The organism is Ruegeria sp. CDSA021 (genome assembly GCF_059612325.1).
In genome coordinates, this window is record NZ_JBXWQJ010000003.1 from 17,933 (window position 1) to 37,534 (window position 19,602).

Consider the following 19,602-nt stretch of genomic DNA (forward strand, 5'->3'; position numbering starts at 1 on the left):
AGGGGCAGGTTGAGTATGCAGTTTTCTTAACCGTAGCGATAAGGCCGACCGGCCTTTTGCATGTCGGCATTGTATTGTTTGAAGATTTCGACAACTTTCGCTTTTGTCTCAGACTCGGCCGCAATCTCGTCCCAGAATTTGACGGCCGCGTCCTCGACGGTTGCCCATTCATCATCCGGGATTGTGGTCAACTTCAGCTTGTCGCCATTCACGCGCAATGAGGCTTCTCCGCCCCAATACCACCACTGGCGGTAATAATGCGACTGGTCGGTGCAGACCTTGAACAGTGTTTTAAGATCTTCCGGCAATTCATTCCAACGGTCCATGTTGGCGAAGAAGTGACCCGCCCAAGCGCCCGACACATTGTTGGTCAGGAAGTAGTTGGTCACATCTGCCCAGCCCACGGTGTAGTCTTCGGTAATGCCCGACCAGGCGATCCCGTCCAATTCACCTGTCTGAACCGCAACTTCGATATCTTCCCAAGGTAGAGTCACCGGTACGACACCGAACTGTGTCAGGAACCTGCCTGCGGTCGGGAAGGTAAAGATGCGCTTACCCTGCAGATCAGCAAGCGAATTGATAGGATCTTTGGTCGCAAAGTGGCAAGGGTCCCATGCACCGGCCGAGATGTGTTTAACACCGACTGCCGAATATTGTTCGTCCCAGATTTCATTCAGGCCGTACTGGTTGAACAGAACCGGCACGTCCAATGAGTAACGCGATGCGAAGGGGAAATACCCACCAAACACCGTGACTTCGGTGGGCGAGGCCATCGAGTCATCGTCTGACTGCACCGCATCAATTGTACCGCGCTGCATTGCGCGGAACAATTCGCCTGTGGGCACAAGCTGGTCCGCGTAGAACAGCTCGATCTGCATCCGGTCACCGGCGATGTCATTGAACATCTTGATGGCAGGATCGATCACGTGTTCTGCCAATGCCGGACCGGCATATGTTTGCATCCGCCACGTTATCTTCGATTGCGCCAATGCAGGCGTCGCCAGCGCAGCAGCGGGGGCCGCTGCGGCACCTTTCAGAAATGCACGTCTGTTTGTCATTCTCTCTCTCCGTTGGTCAGTTTCAGCAATGCGGGGGATACCCGCGATGCCCCGGTTTGGTCCGGGATCATTTGTTGTAGACAAATTCTGGCAGCCACAGCGCGATCTGCGGGAAGGTCATGATGATAGCCAGTGCAAGCGTCATCACCATCACGAAAGGCAGGATTGACCCGTAAATGTCGCGCAGCGAAATCTCTGGTGGCGCCATCGCGCGCATCAGGAAAAGGTTATAGCCGAAGGGTGGGGTCATATAAGCGATCTGGGTCGTGATCGTATAAAGCACGCCATACCAGATCAGATCGAACCCCAATGCCCCGACCAGCGGCACATACAACGGTGCGACGATGACCAGCATGGCCGTGTCGTCCAGGAAAGTACCCATCAGGATAAAGCTGAGCTGCATGAAGATCAGGATCACCCACGGGTTCAGACCCAGACGTTCGGTGAACAGGTTCTCGATGGCGCGCACCGCGCCCAGCCCGTCGAACACGGCGCCAAAAGCCAACGCCGCAAGGATGATCCACATGAACATGCAGGTGATGCCCAGTGTCGAGCGCACCGAGGTCTCGAACACTTCGCGCGTCATACGGCCTTTCAGGATTGCGGCCGCAAAAGCGGTCAATGCGCCGATGGCCGAGCTTTCCACCAATGAGGTCCAACCGTTCACAAACGGCACCATCATCGCGGCGAAAATTCCCAAAGGTAGCAAGCCTGCACGCAACAGGCGCATTTTCTCTGCCATTGGCACGTCGCGCTCTTCCGCCGAGAGCGCCGGTCCCAAGGCTGGGTTAATCCGGCAGCGGATCACGATATACAGGATGAACATCGCAGCCATCATCAGCCCCGGCAGCAACCCAGCCAACCAAAGCTGGCCAACCGGCTGGCGCGCGATCATCGCATAAAGAACCAGCACAACAGAGGGTGGCACGAGGATACCCAGCGATGATCCGGCTTGTATCACCCCGGTTACCATTTTCTTGTCATACCCACGTTTCAGCAATTCAGGCAGCGCAATAGTCGCGCCAATGGCCATTCCGGCAACGCTCAACCCGTTCATGGCCGAGATCAAAACCATCAGGCCAATGGTGCCGATGGCCAGACCGCCGTTCAAACCGCCCATCCAGACGTGGAACATCTTGTATAAATCGTCTGCGATTTTGGATTCTGCCAGCACATACCCCATGAAAATGAACATCGGCAGCGTCAGCAGCGGGTACCATTTCATCAGCTTCATGGCGGCGGAAAAGCCGATGTCATAACCACCGCGATCCCCCCACAGGAACAGGGCGGCCATGACGGCAACAAAGCCGATGGCCCCAAACACCCGCTGCCCGGTCAGCAGCATCAGCATCATGGTCGAGAACATCAAGATGGCGATCATTTCGTAAGACATCAAATCACCTCGCGCGGGATGTCATCGCCCTTGAGGCGCAAAATATCTTTGAACAGTTCCGAGATGGCCTGAAGCAACATCAGGAACAGCCCTACGACCATGATCACCTTGATTGGCCAGAGGTACGGACGCCACGCGGTTGGGCTGCGTTCACCATATTGCAGCGAATAGCTCAGCGAGTCGTATCCGCCGTAGATCATCACACCGAGATAGACGATCAGAAAGAACACTGTGATCGCGTCGGTCCAAGCCCTGCGGCGATCGGACCATTCACTGTAAAGCAGGTCCATGCGGACGTTTGACCCCATCTGGATCGAATAGGGGCCGCCCAGAATGTAATAGGCCACCATGGCGAACTGGGCCATTTCCAGTGTCCATAGCGACGGAAGAAAGAAGGTTTTCGAGATCGAAGACCAGAGCAGAATGCCCATCATGACGAAAATGCCATACATGACCACGCGCCCGATCCAGCGGTTCGCGCGGTCAATGACCGCCACATATCCCCGCATGAAATTCATTTCGATACCCGTGTTCTCATGATTTTACGCCTGTGCCTGGAAGGGCGGTGATGACTGATTGCAGGATCGGCGCCAGCAGACCTGCCATGCGGTTCACGCCTTTTGGTGTGTCGATCAGGTCATTGCGAACCTCGATCATGACGTTCGGAAGTCCGCGTTTGATCGCATGTTCCCGCAACGTATGCGTGACGCCGTCAGTCGCCGAATACGGCTCGTTCAGCGCAACGCGCAGCCCGGACCCCTGCGCCTGTTGCAGCATGATCTGGGCCGCACGGTTGTCTTCGTCGTGCAGAATGCCCAGTTCCACCGTCCTTCTCTGTCCTTTGTAGACCGGAGTGAAGCTGTGAATGGTGACGACAATCGGCGGTTCGCTTCTCGCGTCCAGTGTGGATGACAGCAACTGCCGGAACGGTTCGTACACATCATGAACCCGCTGGGCACGCTGGGCCGCCGTCAGGTTTGCGTTGCCGGGAACCGAGAACACTTCGCTAAGTTGCGGCATCGCATCTTCGCGTTCCGGTGGACGGTTGCAGTCGTAGACAAGGCGACTGACACGGGAATGCACCAATGGTGCGTCCAGCGCTCCCATCAACTCAACCGAAAGCTCTAAGGCGCCGATGTCCCATGCCGCATGAGACCGTGCTGCATCCTCATCCAGACCCAGACCGTTCAAAGCAGCCGGGATGAAACGGCTGGCATGTTCGCACACCAAAACCGCAGGCGCGCGGCCTTGTGCATTAAGCACACGGGCGGCCGGGGCTTCTGTCGGTTGTAGCAGTGATGACTCGGTCTCGTGAAGCATAGGTAGCATTTGTTACAGCAATTTCCCACCTGTCAAGAAAATTACTGTAGACAAAATTACAAACGAGAATACTCTGTAACAAATTTAAGAAGAGAGGGCATCGATGGCCACCGTTGTGAAGCTCGTCAAACAGCGGATTCAGGATGAACTGGACGAACTGACCCGGTCAGAGCGCCAGTTGGCATCTATCCTGTTGCAGGACTATCCGATGGCAGGGTTGCAATCGATCACCAAGCTGGCGGCTGCGGCTCAGGTCTCGACGCCGACGGTTATTCGCATGGCGCGCAAACTGGGATTCGATGGGTTTCCAGATTTGCAGGATGCGCTGCGCGAAGAAGTGGCCGCGCAGATCAAGAAACCGATCTCGAAACGGGATGCCTGGGTCGTCGATGACGAGGCCGAACACCCGACAACCCGCTTTGCGCAAGCCGTATGGACAAACATGCGCCACACCCTGGAGCGTCTGGACAAAGGGATGTTTGACACCGTTGCCCAGCTGTTGGCCGAGACGGATCGGCATCTCTATGTGGTGGGTGGCCGTATCACCCGATCCAACGCGGATTACCTGTTCAATCACATGCAGATCATCCGGCCCAATGTGACGATGCTGGGCAATTCGGCCAATGTGTGGCCGCAATACCTTCTGGATATGGACGCGTCCTCTGTTCTGGTGATCTTCGACATCCGCCGGTACGAAGCGCATTTGGAAAAACTGGCGCAAGTCGCTTCGAGCCGGGGCGTGACGGTTGTTTTGTTTACGGATCAATGGGGCTCACCGATCGGAAAGGCTGCCAATTACACCTTCCACGCTTTGGTCGAGGCCCCTTCAAGCTGGGATTCGACGATAGCACTGCAACTGATTTCCGAAACCCTGATTGCCGAAGTGCAGGAGGCTCGGTGGGAGGAAAGCAAGGAGCGGATCGAGGAACTGGAGCAGTTTTTTTCCTCGACCCGGATATTCCGCAATCAGGATTGATCGGGCGAATCTGACTAAGCGCTGTGGTGCAAAAACGGAGGCACAAAATTTGCCACTTCCTGCTTGACGCGCCCGGGTGCATGACTTAACCAACGCAAACCATTTGCGGGTATAGCTTAATGGTAAAGCCCCTGCCTTCCAAGCAGGCTATGTCGGTTCGATTCCGTCTACCCGCTCCAAACTCTCCAACTTTCTGCGTCAAATGGCCCTTTCGGGTCGCTGATCCTTATCGTGATGCTTGACCACAAGGGCGGCTGAGGCCAAGAAAGCTGTCACTTTCTAGCGTTCAATCCATAAGGGCCCGACATGGCAAGACAGACCGCCAACAAACCAGCACCAGCCGCTGCACCCGGTGCCAGCGAAGAGCGGGCCCGCTCAAAGAAAATAGGGGTGCTGGCCTCGCTGTGGCCATTCATGAAGCCCTACAAGCTTTTGATGATTGGCGCGACACTGGCGTTGATTCTGACTGCAAGCATGACGCTGACTCTACCACTGGCGGTCCGGCGCGTGATCGACAACTTTCGCATTCAGGATGGCGAGCTGTTGGATTGGTACTTTCTGGCCGCACTCGTCATTGCCGCTGTTTTGGCTGTGGGTACCGGCATTCGATATGCGCTGGTGACGCGCTTGGGTGAACGCGTGGTCGTTGATATTCGCAAGGCCGTGTTCGATCGCGTGATCGCGATGAGCCCGGAATTCTATGAACGCATCATGACGGGTGAGGTTCTCAGCCGGATCACAACGGATACGACCCTGATTCAATCGGTTCTTGGGTCTTCGGTGTCTATCGCGCTGCGCAATATGCTGTTGTTCTTCGGTGGGCTTGTGCTCATGCTGTTGACCTCGGCCAAGTTGACCGGTTTGGTCCTGTTGCTTATCCCGATTGTCATTGTTCCGATTCTGGTTCTGGGTCGCCGTCTGCGTGTGATCAGCCGCGAAAATCAGGATTGGATCGCGGCGTCGTCCGGCAATGCCGGGGAAGCTTTGGGTGCGGTGCAGACCGTGCAGGCCTTTACCCATGAGCAGGCCAGCCGCCAGCGATTTGGTGAGATGACAGAGACTTCATATGAGGTCTCGTTGCGCCGCATTCAAACCCGCGCTGTCCTGACGGTCATTGTGATCTTTCTGGTCTTTTCTGGCATCGTTGGTGTCCTGTGGATGGGTGCAATTGACGTGCGCAACGGTGTGATGACCGAAGGTGTGCTGGTGCAGTTCGTGATTTATTCGATCATCATGGCAGGTTCGGTCGCGGCTCTGTCCGAGATCTGGAGTGAAATTCAGCGTGCTGCTGGTGCCACTGAGCGTTTGGTTGAGCTTCTGAATGCCCAAGACACCGTAACCGATCCCGCCAAGCCCGTAATCCTGCCCAAAGACCTCAAAGGTGAAATCCGGTTCGAAGATGTCAGTTTCCGTTACCCCGCGCGGCCCGATACCGTCGCGCTGGATCATCTGTCGCTGCAGGTCAATCCGGGTGAAACGGTGGCCTTTGTCGGACCGTCCGGCGCAGGCAAGACGACCGTCATTCAATTGATCCAGCGTTTCTATGATCCCAATTCGGGCCGGGTCACGCTGGATGGTCACGACCTGCAAGAACTGGGGCGGGCAGATTTCCGAACGCATATGGCGCTGGTCCCGCAAGACCCAGTAATCTTTGCGGCTTCGGCCCGTGAAAACATCCGTTTCGGTCGTCTGGATGCAACTGACGCCGAAGTTGAAGCCGCAGCTCGCACTGCCGCTGCACATGATTTCATTGCGGCCTTGCCTGAAGGATATGACAGCTTTGTGGGGGAACGCGGTGTCATGTTGTCCGGTGGTCAGAAGCAACGTATCGCCATTGCGCGTGCCATCCTGCGCGACGCACCAGTACTGCTGCTGGACGAGGCAACCTCGGCCCTGGATGCGGAAAGCGAACGCGCGGTACAGGGCGCGGTGGACCAGATGCGCGCCGGACGCACAACCTTGATTGTTGCGCATAGATTGGCAACCGTGAAGAAGGCCGACCGCATCGTCGTATTGGAAGAAGGGCGTATTGTGGCGCAGGGCAGCCATGACGATCTGGTCTCTCAAGACGGGCTGTACGCACGGCTTGCACGGCTGCAATTTACCGATGGCGTTGCTGCCGAATAGAAGTGACGCACGGGCACTAACCCTTTCGCCGTAGCGTCATTCTACATTTTACCCACTGTCACAGCTAAGCCCTCGCTTGCGCGGGCTTAGTTTTACTTCCATCTTGGAGGCGAACAACAAGCCCGCGCAAATGCGGGAGAAAATAACGGGAGGAACCACATGGCCTTTGTGGGATTGGAAGACAAAACGCGCATGGAACAGGAAATGCCGTGGGAGGATCGGGATCTGCCCGTCACCTTCCATCAACTCTTGTCGCGCACGGCAGAGAAGTTTCCCAACCACAATGCCATCAGTTTTCAACTGCTTTCGGGACCAACCGACAAAGCCGAGACTCTGACCTGGTCGCAATTGCAGGGCAAGGTAAACCAGGCGGCGAACCTGTTCCGGTCGCTGGGCATTGGCGAAAAGGATGTGGTGGCCTATGTGCTGCCTAACTGTAACGAGACGCTGGTTACGATGATGGGCGGCGCGGTTGCAGGGATCGTCAACCCGATTAACCCGCTGCTTGAGCCGGAACAGATCGCGGCCATCCTGCGTGAGACCGGCGCCAAGGTTGTGGTGACGCTGAAATCTTTCCCAAAGACGGATGTCGCCCAGAAGGTTGAAGAGGCTGTTCGCCACGCGCCCAAGGTCAACACCATTCTGGAAATCGACCTGAACCGCTATCTGACACCGCCCAAATCCTGGTTGGTGCCTTTCCTACGCCCCAAGATGGGTGACAAGGAAAAACTGGCTCATGCGAATTACAAGAACTTTAACAAAGAGCTGGCCAAGCAGCCGACGACGCTGACATTCGAAGACAGTAAGGAAGACCGCGTTGCGTGTTACTTCCACACCGGCGGCACGACGGGCATGCCAAAAGTGGCGCAGCACAAGTATTCCGGCCTCGTCTACAACGGCTGGCTGGGTCATACGCTGCTGTTTGACGAAAATGACGTCATCATGTGTCCGCTGCCCATGTTCCACGTCTTTGCGGTACATGTGATTATGATGGCGGCTGTGTCCTCGGGTGCGCATGTGATCTTCCCGACACCGGCCGGGTATCGTGGCGACGGCGTTTTCGACAATTTCTGGAAGCTGATCGAACGCTGGAAAGTGACATTTATCATCACCGTTCCTACGGCGATTTCAGCCAAGATGCAGCGTCCGGTCGATGCTGATATCACCAGCGTGAAAACGGCCTTCTCGGGCTCCGCCCCGCTGCCGGTCGAACTGTTCCGTCGCTTTGAAGAAGCCACCGGCGTCACCATCGTTGAAGGCTATGGCCTGACCGAGGCCACCTGTCTTGTGTCGTGCAATCCCGTGGACGGTGAGAAAAAGATCGGCTCAATCGGTATTCCGTTCCCATATACGGACGTGAAAATCCTTCAGGACGGGCCGGATGGACCGAACGAATGCGGCACCGATCAAATCGGTGAAATCTGCATCTCGAACCCGGGTGTTTATGCCGGCAACACTTATACTGAGGCCGACAAGAACGTAGATCTTTATTACTTTGAAAAGTACCTGCGCACAGGTGATCTGGGGCGGTTCGACGAAGACGGATACCTTTGGATCACGGGTCGTGCCAAGGACCTGATCATTCGGGGCGGTCACAACATCGATCCGGCCGAGATCGAAGAGGCACTGCTGGGCCACAAGGCTGTCGCTTTTGCCGGGGCCATTGGCCAGCCCGACGCGCATTCTGGCGAAGTGCCCTGTGCGTTCGTTGAACTGGTCGACGGTGCTTCGGTCACCGAAAAAGAGCTGATGGAGTACTGCAAAGTTCATGTGCATGAGCGCGCGGCGCAGCCCAAGCATATGACCATTCTGGACGAGTTGCCAAAAACTGCGGTGGGCAAAGTCTTTAAACCCGATCTGCGCAAGCAGGCCATCACGCGCATCTACAACGGAGCACTTGAGTCTGCGGATGTTGCAGCGCGGGTGGTCTCGGTGATCGACGATAAAAAACGCGGCCTTGTCGCGCAGCTTGACGCGAACGGATCTTCGGAAGACGATGTCTCAAAAGTGCTGGGTGCTTATACCCAGCCGTGGGAGTGGTCTGAGTAAGCCGGAGGGACAATGGACTATGAACGCCTGATTGATGAGGAAACCTGGGCGTTCATACGTCGCACGGCTGAAAGCTATCCTGATGATGCGGTTGATCTTTCAATCGAGGATCAACGCCGCGTCTACGACACCATGTGTCAGGATTTCCGCCAACCGCGCCCCAAGGGAGTGGAAACACAGGACAAGACCGCTGATGGTGTTCCGGTCCGTATCTATAGCGCCGGTCAACCCACACGCACTGTCGTCTACTTTCATGGCGGCGGGTTTGTTGTGGGCGGGCTGGACAGCCATGATGACGTTTGCGCTGAACTGTGCGCGCAGACCGGCTACCGAGTGATGGCGGTTGACTACAGGCTGTGCCCCGAACACGTGCACCCGGCGCAATTTCAGGATTGTTGGGCGGCTGTGAATTGGGCCGCGGCTGAGTTTGGAGACCCGCTTGTTTTGGCCGGGGACAGTGCCGGAGGGAACCTGGCCGCCGCCGTTGCACATCAAACGCGGGGACGGCTTGAGGGCATTCTGGGGCAAGTGCTGATCTATCCCGGGCTTGGAGGGGACCGTAGCCAAGGCTCGTATCTTGAACACGCCCACGCCCCTTTGCTGACGCTGGACGATATCACTTTCTATGAAACTGTTCGGTGTTCAGGCGACCACCCGCAGGGTGATCCGACCTATGCCCCTTTGCAGGACAGTGATTTCTCTGACCTTCCGCCAACCGTGGTTATCACCGCTGATTGCGATCCGTTGCGCGATGACGGGCAGGTCTATTGCGGACGCGTTATCGCGGCGGGCGGCCAGGCGCACTGGATCAACGAGCCTGGCCTTGTACACGGCTACCTGCGCGCCCGGACCTCGGTCAAACGCGCAGCAGAAAGCTTCGAACGTATTTCGGTTGCCATCGAGGCACTGGGGCAGGGGATCTGGTCCTACGATTAAGCCATTTGCAGCCACGAAGGTGGGCGCATCCTACCGCAAGAACACTTCACCCTTCATTGTCTCGGCAACAGGTGCGCCCATGCGCTTCAGCATCGTTGGGGCCAGTTGCAGCTGGTCGATTATGGTGTCTGCATCCGGCCCTTCGGCGTCACCAAAGTAGTACAGTGCTGTTTCCTGTTGCAGCGGGCCGCGCCCACCGTGATGGCCGCGTTCGTCCTGACCGTGATCGGCAGTTACGATGACCTCATATCCCAGTTGACGCCAGCGGGTAATGAAAGGGGCAAGCATCTCGTCCGCGACAAAACAGGCGTGGTCCATCTCTTCGCAGTCATGGTAGAAGCGGTGGCCCATGCTGTCCAATGTACAGGTGTGCAGAATGCCGTAGTTCAGACCGAAGCGCAGGCACAGATTGGTAAGTGTACCATACAGGTCGACATCAGACGGCGTCATCTGATTGTCTTTGCCATAGCCGGTCATGCTGTAAAAACGACCATGGTTGATGGTCATGCTCTCTGGTTCATCATATTCGATGTCGCGCACGTAGTCGAACGGGTGACGGTTGAAGAACTGCGACCAGTAGCTGTGGGTAACGGCCCCGGTCACGCCACCGGCCTCTCGCACCTGGCTAAATACGTCCTTGTGGCTCAGTCGGAAAACATTGCCGTTGCCGGTGCAACCGTGCTCCTGAGGTGTCACACCGGTATGGATCGATGCATAACAACTAGCCGATATCGACGGCAGCACTGCGCGCAGCTTCCAAACGCGTGCGTCGCCGCTGTCGACCCAGCCTTCGAGATTACCGAACAGGCGGCGAAAGTTGCGATAGGGGACGCCGTCCAGAATGATGAGGAGAAGCTTACGGTCCATGTCGAGGCCCTTCGAGAGTCATTGTTTTCAGGCGACCCCATGAGATTCGCAATCCACGGGCTGCCACTTTGCGCCTCCAATAGCAAAATCCCGACGCCTGTCATCAGATAAAGCGCCGGGATTTCAAATCTTCATGGGAGTGTCACGAACCGTGTTAGTTTCCGGCGCTTTCCATCTTGCGATGGGCGACAACTTCTTCCAGCCAACCCAGATGCATTTCGGGCACCGAACTGAGCAGAAGGTCGGTATAGTCGTCGAACGGCGGGCTCAGCACCTGGCTCTTTGAGCCATAGCGTGCCACGCGCCCCTGATACATTACCGCAATGCTATCGCTGATCGCACGGACCGTCGCCAGATCGTGGGTGATGAACAGATAGGCCACGTCCTCGATCTTTTGCAGGTCCAGCAACAGCTTGAGGATACCGTCCGCCACCAATGGGTCCAGCGCCGAGGTCACCTCGTCACAGATGATCATCTTGGGCTTGGCCGCCAGTGACCGCGCGATACAGACACGCTGTTTCTGACCGCCGGACAGTTCCGCAGGATAGCGGTCGATGAACTTTTCACCCAACTCGATCTCATCCAACAGTTCGATGATCCGTTTTCGCTTCTCGGCGCCGCGCATGTTGAAGTAGAACTCCAGCGGACGGCCAATGATCGTGCCAACGGTCTGACGCGGGTTCATGGCCACGTCTGCCATCTGATAGATCATCTGCAGCTCACGCAGATCCTCGCGGGTGCGGCCCTTGAGGTCTGGTGAGAGCTTGCGCCCGGCAAAGGTGATCTCACCATCACGCGGTGGCAGCAGACCTGTGATCACACGTGCTAGTGTGGATTTGCCCGAGCCGGACTCACCCACAACTGCCAGCGTCTGCCCCGGATGAAGCTCAACGTTGACATTGTGCAGCACGTCGAAGTTCAGCCCTTTGTAGCGCGCGGTGATACCGTCGACGCTGAGCACCGGTTCCGATGTGGGCTGTTTTTCTTCGTGCTCGATTGAGCGGACCGAGACAAGCGCCTGGGTATACTCTTCCTGCGGGTTGTTGATGATCTGATCGGTACTGCCATACTCGACCGTATCGCCCATCCGCAAAACCATGATTTCGTCGCTGACCTGAGCAACGACGGCCAGGTCGTGCGTGATGTACAATGCGGCAACGCCGGTGTCGCGAATGGCATCCTTGATTGCCATCAGAACGTCTATCTGCGTGGTCACGTCCAGCGCCGTGGTCGGTTCGTCAAATACCACCAGATCAGGTTCGGGACACAGCGCCAGCGCGGTCATGCAACGCTGCAGCTGACCGCCTGAAACCTGATGCGGATAGCGATTGCCGATATTGTCAGGATCGGGCAGGCCCAGCTTGGCGAACAATTCGCGCGCGCGGCCTTCGGCCTCTTTGCGCGAAAACTTCTTGTGCTCGACCGCAGCCTCGACAACCTGATCCATGATCTTCTTGGCGGGGTTGAACGACGCCGCGGCGGACTGGGAGACATACGCAACCTCACCACCGCGCAGATTGCGGATATCACCATGCGATGACTTTAGGATGTCGCGTCCGTTGACCCAAACCTCGCCTCCGGTAATTTCGACGCCACCACGGCCATAGGCCATCGAGGCGAGGCCGATGGTGGATTTACCGGCACCTGATTCACCGATCAGCCCCAGGACCTTGCCGCGCTCGAGGTCAAAGCTGACCCCGTGCACGATTTCGATATCCTGGGGTTTCTCGCCCGGTGGATAGACGGTCGCACCGATCTTGAGGTCGCGGACCTTGAGAAGGGTATCACTCATCCCCGGCCTCCTTTCAGTGATGTGGTTCGGTTCAGGACCCAGTCAGCCACAAGGTTGACCGAGATTGCCAGTGTCGCGATGGCCACAGCGGGGTACAGAGCCGCGCCAATGCCATAGACGATGCCGTCCTTGTTTTCTTTCACGATGCCACCCCAGTCGGCCAAAGGCGGCTGAACGCCGAGCCCGAGGAAGGACAGGGTTGAGATAAACAGCACCATGAAGATGAACCGCAGACCAAACTCGGCCACCAATGGCGACAATGCGTTTGGCAGGATTTCCCGGAAGATGATCCAAGCCCGTCCCTCACCGCGCAGTTTTGCTGCTTCGACATAGTCCATCACGTTGATGTCGACGGCAACAGATCGCGAAAGGCGATAGGGGCGCGTCGCATCCAAAAGGCCCATGACAAGGATCAGGATCGGAACAGTTACCGGAACGATGGCCAGAATGACCAACGCCAGGATCAGTGTAGGGATCGACATGACAAGGTCGACTGCCCGGCTCAGTACTTGATCTGCCCAACCGCCCAGAACGGCAGCCAACAGGCCCAGCGAGGTACCGGTCAGAAAGCTGAGCAGAGTCGCCGCAGCAGCAATGAAGATTGTCGTGCGCCCGCCATAGATCATGCGGGTCAGCAGGTCGCGACCGATGTTATCCGTGCCCAACAGGTGTTTGGCACTGGCCGGTTCCCATACATCGCCGACCACTTCTGCCATCCCGTAAGGCGCGATCAACGGGGCTGCGATAGCCACGAAGAAATAGGCGCCTGTGAATATAAGGCCAATCAGAGCCGAAATAGGAATATTTTTCATTTCGGATGCCTCAGTCTTGGGTTGGCAAGGATCGAGACGACGTCCGCAACCATGTTCAGGCCGATGTAAACAGCGGCAAACACTACGCCGCAGGCCAGAACGACGGGCACGTCACGCTTGGTCACCGCATCCACAAGGTATTGCCCCATGCCGGGATAGACGAACACCACTTCGACCACGACGACTCCAACGACCAGATAGGCCAGGTTCAACATGACGACGTTCACGATAGGTGAGATGGCGTTGGGAAAGGCATGCCGTGCGATAACCTGAAACATGCTCAGGCCCTTAAGCTCGGCTGTCTCGATATACGCTGATTGCATCAGGTTCAGAATCGCGGCACGTGTCATGCGCATCATTTGCGCAAGGACCACCAGCGTCAGAACAAAAGCGGGCAGGGCGATTGCATTCAGTTTTTGCCAGAAGGACATCGAGTCGTTGATCATCGCAAGTGATGAAAACCATCCCAGCTTGACCGAGATAAAATAGATTACGACGTAGCCGATCAGAAACTCAGGGATCGATACTGTTGTCAGCGTGATGGCAGAAATGAGCTTATCCGGCCACCGATTGCGGTACCGGACGGCCAGCAGCCCCAGAAAAATCGCAAGAGGAACGGATACGATCGCGGCAACACAGGCCAGGAACAACGTGTTACCTAAACGTTTTCCAATGCTCTCGGAAATATCCAACTTGTTGGTCAGCGATTGGCCAAGATCGCCCTGAACAATGCCACCCAGCCATTCAAAATAGCGGGTCAAGGCCGGGCGATTCAGGCCCATTTCTTCTCGGAGGTTTGCAAGCGCTTCAGGAGTGGCGGACTGCCCCAGGACGGCTTGCGCGGCGTCTCCGGGAAGGGCTTCAGTCAGGCCAAAAATCAAGGCCGAAGCGCCGAGCAGCAATAGAATTCCCAGCGCGAGGCGCTGGGAAACCAGTTTGATGATGGGATGCATTATCCGGTGCCCGTATCAGACGAACCACATTTTGCGGGACATGTTGCCGTTCATCATTTCTTGCGTCGGGTCGCTTTCCCAGCCGTCCAGCTGGTTGCTAACACCTTCGACAAAGTCGTTGAACATCGGGCAGATCAGGCCGCCTTCGTCGCGGACCATCCGACCCATCTGGCTATAAATGCCCTTGCGTTTTTCAACGTCCAACTCCGCCTTCGCCGCGAACAACATGTCGTCGAATGCCTGAACCTTGAACCGTGTATCGTTCCAGTCGGCGGTCGACAGATATGCGGTCGAATACATCTGATCCTGAACTGGACGGCCACCCCAGTACGAGGCACAGAAGGGCTGAACATTCCAGACTTCGGACCAATACCCGTCGTTCGGCTCGCGTTTGATCTCCAGCGGAATTCCGGCTTGCGTAGCTGTTTGCTGGAACAGAGCAGCAGCGTCCACAGCACCCGGGAAGGCGCCATCTGCGACACGCAGAATAATCGGCGAACCGTCATGACCGGACTTCTTGTAGTGCTCAGCCGCCTTTTCAATGCTGAACTCTCGCTGTTCGATTGTCTCATCAAACAGGGGGTAGGCCGCGTTAATCGGCATGTCATTCCCGACAGAGCCGTAGCCGCGCAGAACCTTGTCCACCAGTTCCTCGCGGTTGATGGCGTATTTCAACGCGGTACGCAGTTCGTTGTTGTCGAACGGCGCGGTATCGCAGTGCATGATGAAGACATAATGCCCACGGCCAGCGGTTGAGTGAACCGTCAGGTTTGGTGCACGACCCAACAGGTCGGCAACTTTGGGTTCAACGCGGTTAACTGCGTGGACCTGACCAGATTGGAGAGCCGCGGTACGCGCCGTTGCATCGTTGATTACAACAACCTCAACACTGTCAAAGTTACCGAAATCACTGTTCCAGTGGTTTTCGTTCTTAGTGAACAGGTGACGGACGCCGGGTTCGTCCACTTCCAGTTTGTAAGGACCTGTACCAATACCCGCCCCCGGATTGTCCATTCCACCATCGGGCTGAATGATCAGGTGGTAGTCGGCCATCAGGTATGGCAAGTCAGCGTTTGGCTCTGTCAAAGTGACCTGAAAGTTGTCACCATCAGCTTTCATCGACTCGATGCCCTTCATGATGCCAAGGGCGCCGGATTTAGAGTCTTCGTTCGAGTGGCGCTGCATTGTCTTCAGCACGTCTTCGCTGGTCATTGTCTTGCCGTTGTGGAACTCGACGCCTTGACGCAGCTTGAACGTCCACACCTTTGCGTCCGCGCTTCCTTCAACGCTTTCGGCCAGACGCGGCTCGATCGTGCCGTCAGGCGCAACTTCCACCAGTTGGTCACCGAACTGTTTGCCGTTCTGGAACGGAACCGAACTTGCATAGGTTGCCGGGTCCAGAGAGTTGGTGGACTCGCCGCCCTGAAGACCAAATTTCAGATCGCCGCCTTTTTTGGGGCCAGCCGCACGTGCAGCATCTGCAAACATTGTGCTGGCCATAGCTGCCGATACACCCAGAGCTGCGGCTTTCCCCATGAACTCGCGGCGGGTCATTTTCCCCGTCGTAACTTGACCAGCCATGTGAGTGAGTTGATCGTTCATTCAGAATTCTCCCTATCGTTTAGTACTGCCCTGTTTGGGCATTTTTTATTGACGCGATAGTCAATGTTGGCCGATTTCAGCCCAACGGGCAAGCGCTAATCTAAGACAATGATATGGACGGGTACCGAAGATTCGGTTGTTCATCCCGATCATCTGAAGTGACGCAAGCCAGCTACAACATGCTTATTTGAGACAGTGTCATTGCTTTCCAGATCGCGGGGTTGCGAAATGCGTCAATTCATCCTCGGATTGCGACAACCAAGTCCATCACGTTCGTGCTAGTAGGGCCAGTGGTCAGCAATGCATTCACATTGTCCAAAAACGTCCCACTGTCCGCGTTGTCGAGGTAGGATTGCGCCGTTTCGCTCCAGGTTTTACCGGATATGATTCCTCCTGCCGCGTTTGTCGGGCCATCTGTTCCATCTGTTCCGCCAACAACAACAACAAGATTGGGCTGCCCAGAGATCTCTTTTGCCAGCGCAAGCGCCAGTGCCTGATTTCGCCCTCCACGACCCGGTTGATCCGGTAGAACCACAGTTGGTTCACCACCAAAGATCATCACGCCTTTGTCCATGCCGCGCAGAATTGGCCCCAGTTTCGCGGCGACCTGCAAATAGTCGTCGTGCAGGGCTTCGTCATTGGCCAAAACAGCAAGGCCTGCCGAGACCGCAACGTTGGCCGCCGCATTCCGAGCATGGGCGTTTGAAGCCACGATCTGCGTGGTGGCAGTAAAGCTGTAGCTGTTCGGCAAAGCGCCGATGCCCGAGCCAATGACATTCAGATCATCCCCCAGCACGTCCGAAATCGCCAGTACGGTGGCGCGTGCGCCCTTAAAATGAGATAGCAAACCGCCACCCTTGATACGCGACATCTTGCGCCGCTCGTCGTTCATGGCGCGGATGTCCAAGCCTTCGGCCAGCAGCTTACGGTTCAGCGCCTCAAGATCGCGCAGAGAAGTGCCGGGCAAAAGATCCTCGGCCAATGAGGACGCCCCGCCCGAGACCAGCAGAAGCACATGTGATCCGGGCTGCATCCGTTCCATTGCCAATCGCAGCTCTCGCCCGCCAGCAAGGCTGCGGTTGTCCGGCACCGGGTGCGAGGCTTCGATGACGTCGACCGCTTCCGGCAGGTCGCGGCCATGATCGTCTTTGGTGACAACAAGTGCGGGGACCGGTCCAAAGTGTGCCAGCGCCGCACGTGCCATGGCGGCTGCGGGTTTGCCAACCGCGAGAATCTGGTCCGGCTTGGGAACATCAGACAGAGCGGCATTGGTGGCGGCAAATCCGTCAACCGCATCGACCCCTGCCTGCCAAAGTTCTGCAGCGCGCTTGGCTGTATCCATCAGTTCTCAATCCAGATCGTGACAGGGCCGTCATTTACAAGTTCAACCGCCATGTCAGCCCCAAATTGCCCAGTTTCCACTGCAACACCTTGTGCGGCAAGATGCGTTGCAAATTCCTTGTACAGGTGCTTGCCCTGATCCGGCGGCGCTGCGGTTGAAAACCCTGGACGGTTGCCGCTTGTTGTATCAGCAGCCAAGGTGAACTGGCTGATCACCAGCGCCGATCCGCCAATATCCAGCAGAGAGCGATTCATTTTACCTGCATCATCCTTGAAGACACGCAGTTTCGCGGCTTTCTCTGCAAGCTTTCTGGCCTGTATGTCGTCATCGCCCTGCATGGCGCAAACAAGAATCAAAAGGCCCGGTCCCGACGATCCTATGGCTGTGTCATCAACCGAAACTTTGGCGTGTGACACTCTTTGCAACACTGCGCGCACGTGGTTCCTCCCTTAACGCGATAGGACTGCCCTTGCGTCCGTTTACCCGCGCCATTCCACAAAGTCACTCGGTGCGGCGCGATCCGTGCGAAAGTTATTTGCAGGATGACTTGGATCGGCATAGCCAAATGAAATCGCGCAGAGGATCAGGCGGTCTTCAGGGATTTGAAAATACCGGTGCAGAAAGGGGCTGTACGTGGCCAACGCGGCTTGGGGGATGGTCGCCACGCCCAAGGCCTGCGCGGCCAGAGTGAAGGCTGTGATAAAACCACCGCAATCCATTGCGCCATAGGGGCCAAGCTCTGCCGGGCTTGAGAGGATGGCACAATGCGGCGCGCCAAACAGGGCAAAGTTCTGCATCATTTGCTGCGCTGACCCGACGCGGTCCCCTCGTTCCACCCCAACAGCTTCGTAAAGCGCCCAGCCACAGGCCCGGCGGCGGTCTTGGTGCACGCCAGAATAGGATGTTGGAAACGGAAGATCCGGTGCCGGAGCTCCGCTGAAAGCCTCGTTTTGCATCGCTTCACGGAAAGCATCTGTTTCGTCTGCGCTGGTGATCACCAACTGCCAGGGTTGCGCATTGCACCAGCTTGGCACCCTCGACGCGCTTGCCACGATCTGTTCAATCTGCGCGCGCGGAATTGGATCCGGCAGAAACGCTCGGCAGGAATGGCGATCTTTCAGTAGGGAATTCAACTCAGCAAACGACACCACAGGCCCACCCCATTGTTTTTCGAGCTGAACATGACCGTGCTTTGGCGGATGCACAAGCTTGTATGCAGGTCCGCCTATTGCCCGGTGGCCGCCAGATACCCGACACCTGCTGCCACCAGTAAACCCAGAACGACGGCGATGGTTATCTTGATGGCTGACCACGGGCGTTCACCCTGAACCCGCCCGGTTCGGCCATTGACCACAAACCGATAGGTCTGGCCGCGGTATTTGTAAGCGGCCATCCAAACCGGCAACAGGATATGCTTGAACGTGACATCGCGTACGTCTGTATCGACCGCATGGATGCGCTGCCGATCCCCGCCGATGTCAAAACGAACATCCCGCTCGATCACGCGCGCCATATGGGTACGGGCTTCGACGTAGCCGTCCCTGAGTTCAACGGTATATGCCTCAGCCCGGAAACCGGCCAGGTATTCGGGCTGATACGGTTCGAGCGCGGGCAGGTCCCAGGGCTCCAGCGCGTCGGTATATTTTTTGGGGAGCGATCTGGACGCCAGCACCAGCACGTCGTCAAAAAATCGCGCGACGCGCCCGGACTTGGACGTCCAGCGTACCTTTGGCACCTGTTGCTGAACCCGTTTGCCGTCTCGCATCACGGTGTGGGTTTCGTAATAGACAATGCCGCGTTCGCCGCGATAAGTGGATTTGGTGTCGGCATCGAAGGTCCAGTAGGGCACGTAAATACCCTGCATCCTGCGCCCCTTGCGGGCATACTCTTTCAACCCGTTAGGTGCGAACCACAGTCGTCCCAGCCAATCTCCCATCGCCTTATGGGCCGAGTGTTCGTCGAACGCAAAAGGCAGCACACCTTTTGGCTTGATATGCCGATTGATTCCGGTGTCGGTCACGACCGGCGTGGCACAGAACGGGCATTCGGCGGCGTGTGTGTTCGGGTCAAACTCCACCTGTGCGGCGCAGTTTGGGCAGGACAGAACACGGGTTTCTTCGATCTCGCTGTCCGGCAGGCGATCCGCGATGGCCGCTTCAAAGTCCAGTTCTCGCAGACTGGCACCGCCCCAAGGCCCGGCACCGATTGGTCTGGAATGCCCGCAATGATCGCATGTCAAAGTGCCGTCACCCGGGTTGAACCGGTAATCCGCGCCGCACTGGTCGCAGGGAAAGCGGTGTTCGGCAAGGTCAGGGGCGGTGACTTGTGTCATGAGTTACCCAGTGGTCACGATGAATATGAAGGAAGACCGCGTT

The 19,602-nt window shown here is 56.8% G+C and carries 17 protein-coding genes and 1 tRNA gene; 5 read left to right on the forward strand and 13 right to left on the reverse strand.

Translation table 11 applies throughout. The features are described from left to right. Positions 1-26 precede the first annotated feature (26 nt). The 4 genes from AC2FLD_RS04480 to AC2FLD_RS04495 form a co-directional block, all read right to left on the reverse strand. Positions 27-1,058, reverse strand: a complete 1,032-nt coding sequence (locus tag AC2FLD_RS04480; protein ID WP_496667693.1) for a TRAP transporter substrate-binding protein — start codon at positions 1,056-1,058, stop codon at positions 27-29. 67 nt (positions 1,059-1,125) lie between these two features. Further along, positions 1,126-2,451, reverse strand: a complete 1,326-nt coding sequence (locus AC2FLD_RS04485; protein ID WP_496667694.1) for a TRAP transporter large permease — start codon at positions 2,449-2,451, stop codon at positions 1,126-1,128. Beyond that, positions 2,451-2,969, reverse strand: coding sequence for a TRAP transporter small permease subunit (locus tag AC2FLD_RS04490; protein ID WP_496667695.1), 519 nt, complete (start codon positions 2,967-2,969; stop codon positions 2,451-2,453). Before AC2FLD_RS04490 ends, AC2FLD_RS04485 begins: the two co-directional genes overlap by 1 nt. Before the next feature lie 16 nt (positions 2,970-2,985). Then, a complete protein-coding gene (locus AC2FLD_RS04495) occupies positions 2,986-3,780 on the reverse strand; it encodes an N-formylglutamate amidohydrolase (protein WP_496667696.1) in 795 nt (264 codons plus the stop codon). Between the two features lie 94 nt (positions 3,781-3,874). Here AC2FLD_RS04495 and AC2FLD_RS04500 point away from each other — a divergent pair, with 94 nt between their 5' ends. From AC2FLD_RS04500 to AC2FLD_RS04520, 5 genes are all read left to right on the forward strand, one after another. Continuing rightward, the gene (locus AC2FLD_RS04500) at positions 3,875-4,747 is read left to right on the forward strand and encodes a MurR/RpiR family transcriptional regulator (protein ID WP_050602952.1); all 873 of its coding nucleotides are present in this window, start codon (positions 3,875-3,877) and stop codon (positions 4,745-4,747) included. A gap of 105 nt (positions 4,748-4,852) precedes the next feature. Then, a tRNA-Gly gene (locus AC2FLD_RS04505) sits at positions 4,853-4,926 on the forward strand. A gap of 127 nt (positions 4,927-5,053) precedes the next feature. Further along, positions 5,054-6,874: an ABC transporter transmembrane domain-containing protein gene (locus AC2FLD_RS04510; protein WP_496667697.1), complete on the forward strand. Its 1,821-nt coding sequence runs from the start codon at positions 5,054-5,056 to the stop codon at positions 6,872-6,874. A 159-nt stretch (positions 6,875-7,033) separates the two neighbouring features. Continuing rightward, positions 7,034-8,923: an acyl-CoA synthetase gene (locus tag AC2FLD_RS04515; protein WP_496667698.1), complete on the forward strand. Its 1,890-nt coding sequence runs from the start codon at positions 7,034-7,036 to the stop codon at positions 8,921-8,923. 12 nt (positions 8,924-8,935) lie between these two features. After that, positions 8,936-9,859 (forward strand): alpha/beta hydrolase, encoded by a 924-nt coding sequence (locus AC2FLD_RS04520; protein ID WP_496667699.1) that lies wholly within the window; start codon positions 8,936-8,938, stop codon positions 9,857-9,859. Between the two features lie 30 nt (positions 9,860-9,889). On the opposite strand, the gene AC2FLD_RS04525 is transcribed toward AC2FLD_RS04520, so the two are convergent. From AC2FLD_RS04525 to AC2FLD_RS04565, 9 genes are all read right to left on the reverse strand, one after another. Continuing rightward, entirely contained in the window at positions 9,890-10,726 is an 837-nt protein-coding gene (locus AC2FLD_RS04525) for an alkaline phosphatase family protein (RefSeq protein ID WP_496667700.1), read from the reverse strand. Positions 10,727-10,880: 154 nt separating this feature from the next. After that, on the reverse strand, positions 10,881-12,518 hold the full coding sequence (locus tag AC2FLD_RS04530; protein ID WP_496667701.1) for an ABC transporter ATP-binding protein: 1,638 nt from the start codon (positions 12,516-12,518) through the stop codon (positions 10,881-10,883). After that, entirely contained in the window at positions 12,515-13,330 is an 816-nt protein-coding gene (locus tag AC2FLD_RS04535; protein WP_050602946.1) for an ABC transporter permease, read from the reverse strand. Before AC2FLD_RS04535 ends, AC2FLD_RS04530 begins: the two co-directional genes overlap by 4 nt. After that, entirely contained in the window at positions 13,327-14,283 is a 957-nt protein-coding gene (locus tag AC2FLD_RS04540) for an ABC transporter permease (RefSeq protein ID WP_496667702.1), read from the reverse strand. The genes AC2FLD_RS04535 and AC2FLD_RS04540 overlap by 4 nt, the downstream gene beginning before the upstream one ends. Before the next feature lie 15 nt (positions 14,284-14,298). Beyond that, the gene (locus tag AC2FLD_RS04545; protein WP_496667703.1) at positions 14,299-15,885 is read right to left on the reverse strand and encodes an ABC transporter substrate-binding protein; all 1,587 of its coding nucleotides are present in this window, start codon (positions 15,883-15,885) and stop codon (positions 14,299-14,301) included. Between the two features lie 238 nt (positions 15,886-16,123). Further along, positions 16,124-17,227, reverse strand: a complete 1,104-nt coding sequence (locus AC2FLD_RS04550; RefSeq protein ID WP_496667704.1) for a DUF4147 domain-containing protein — start codon at positions 17,225-17,227, stop codon at positions 16,124-16,126. Continuing rightward, on the reverse strand, positions 17,227-17,664 hold the full coding sequence (dtd, locus tag AC2FLD_RS04555) for a D-aminoacyl-tRNA deacylase (protein WP_496667705.1): 438 nt from the start codon (positions 17,662-17,664) through the stop codon (positions 17,227-17,229). Before dtd ends, AC2FLD_RS04550 begins: the two co-directional genes overlap by 1 nt. A 42-nt stretch (positions 17,665-17,706) precedes the next feature. Next, positions 17,707-18,378 (reverse strand): nitroreductase, encoded by a 672-nt coding sequence (locus AC2FLD_RS04560; RefSeq protein WP_496667706.1) that lies wholly within the window; start codon positions 18,376-18,378, stop codon positions 17,707-17,709. A gap of 74 nt (positions 18,379-18,452) precedes the next feature. Beyond that, positions 18,453-19,559, reverse strand: a complete 1,107-nt coding sequence (locus AC2FLD_RS04565) for a TFIIB-type zinc finger domain-containing protein (protein ID WP_496667707.1) — start codon at positions 19,557-19,559, stop codon at positions 18,453-18,455. Positions 19,560-19,602 lie beyond the last annotated feature (43 nt).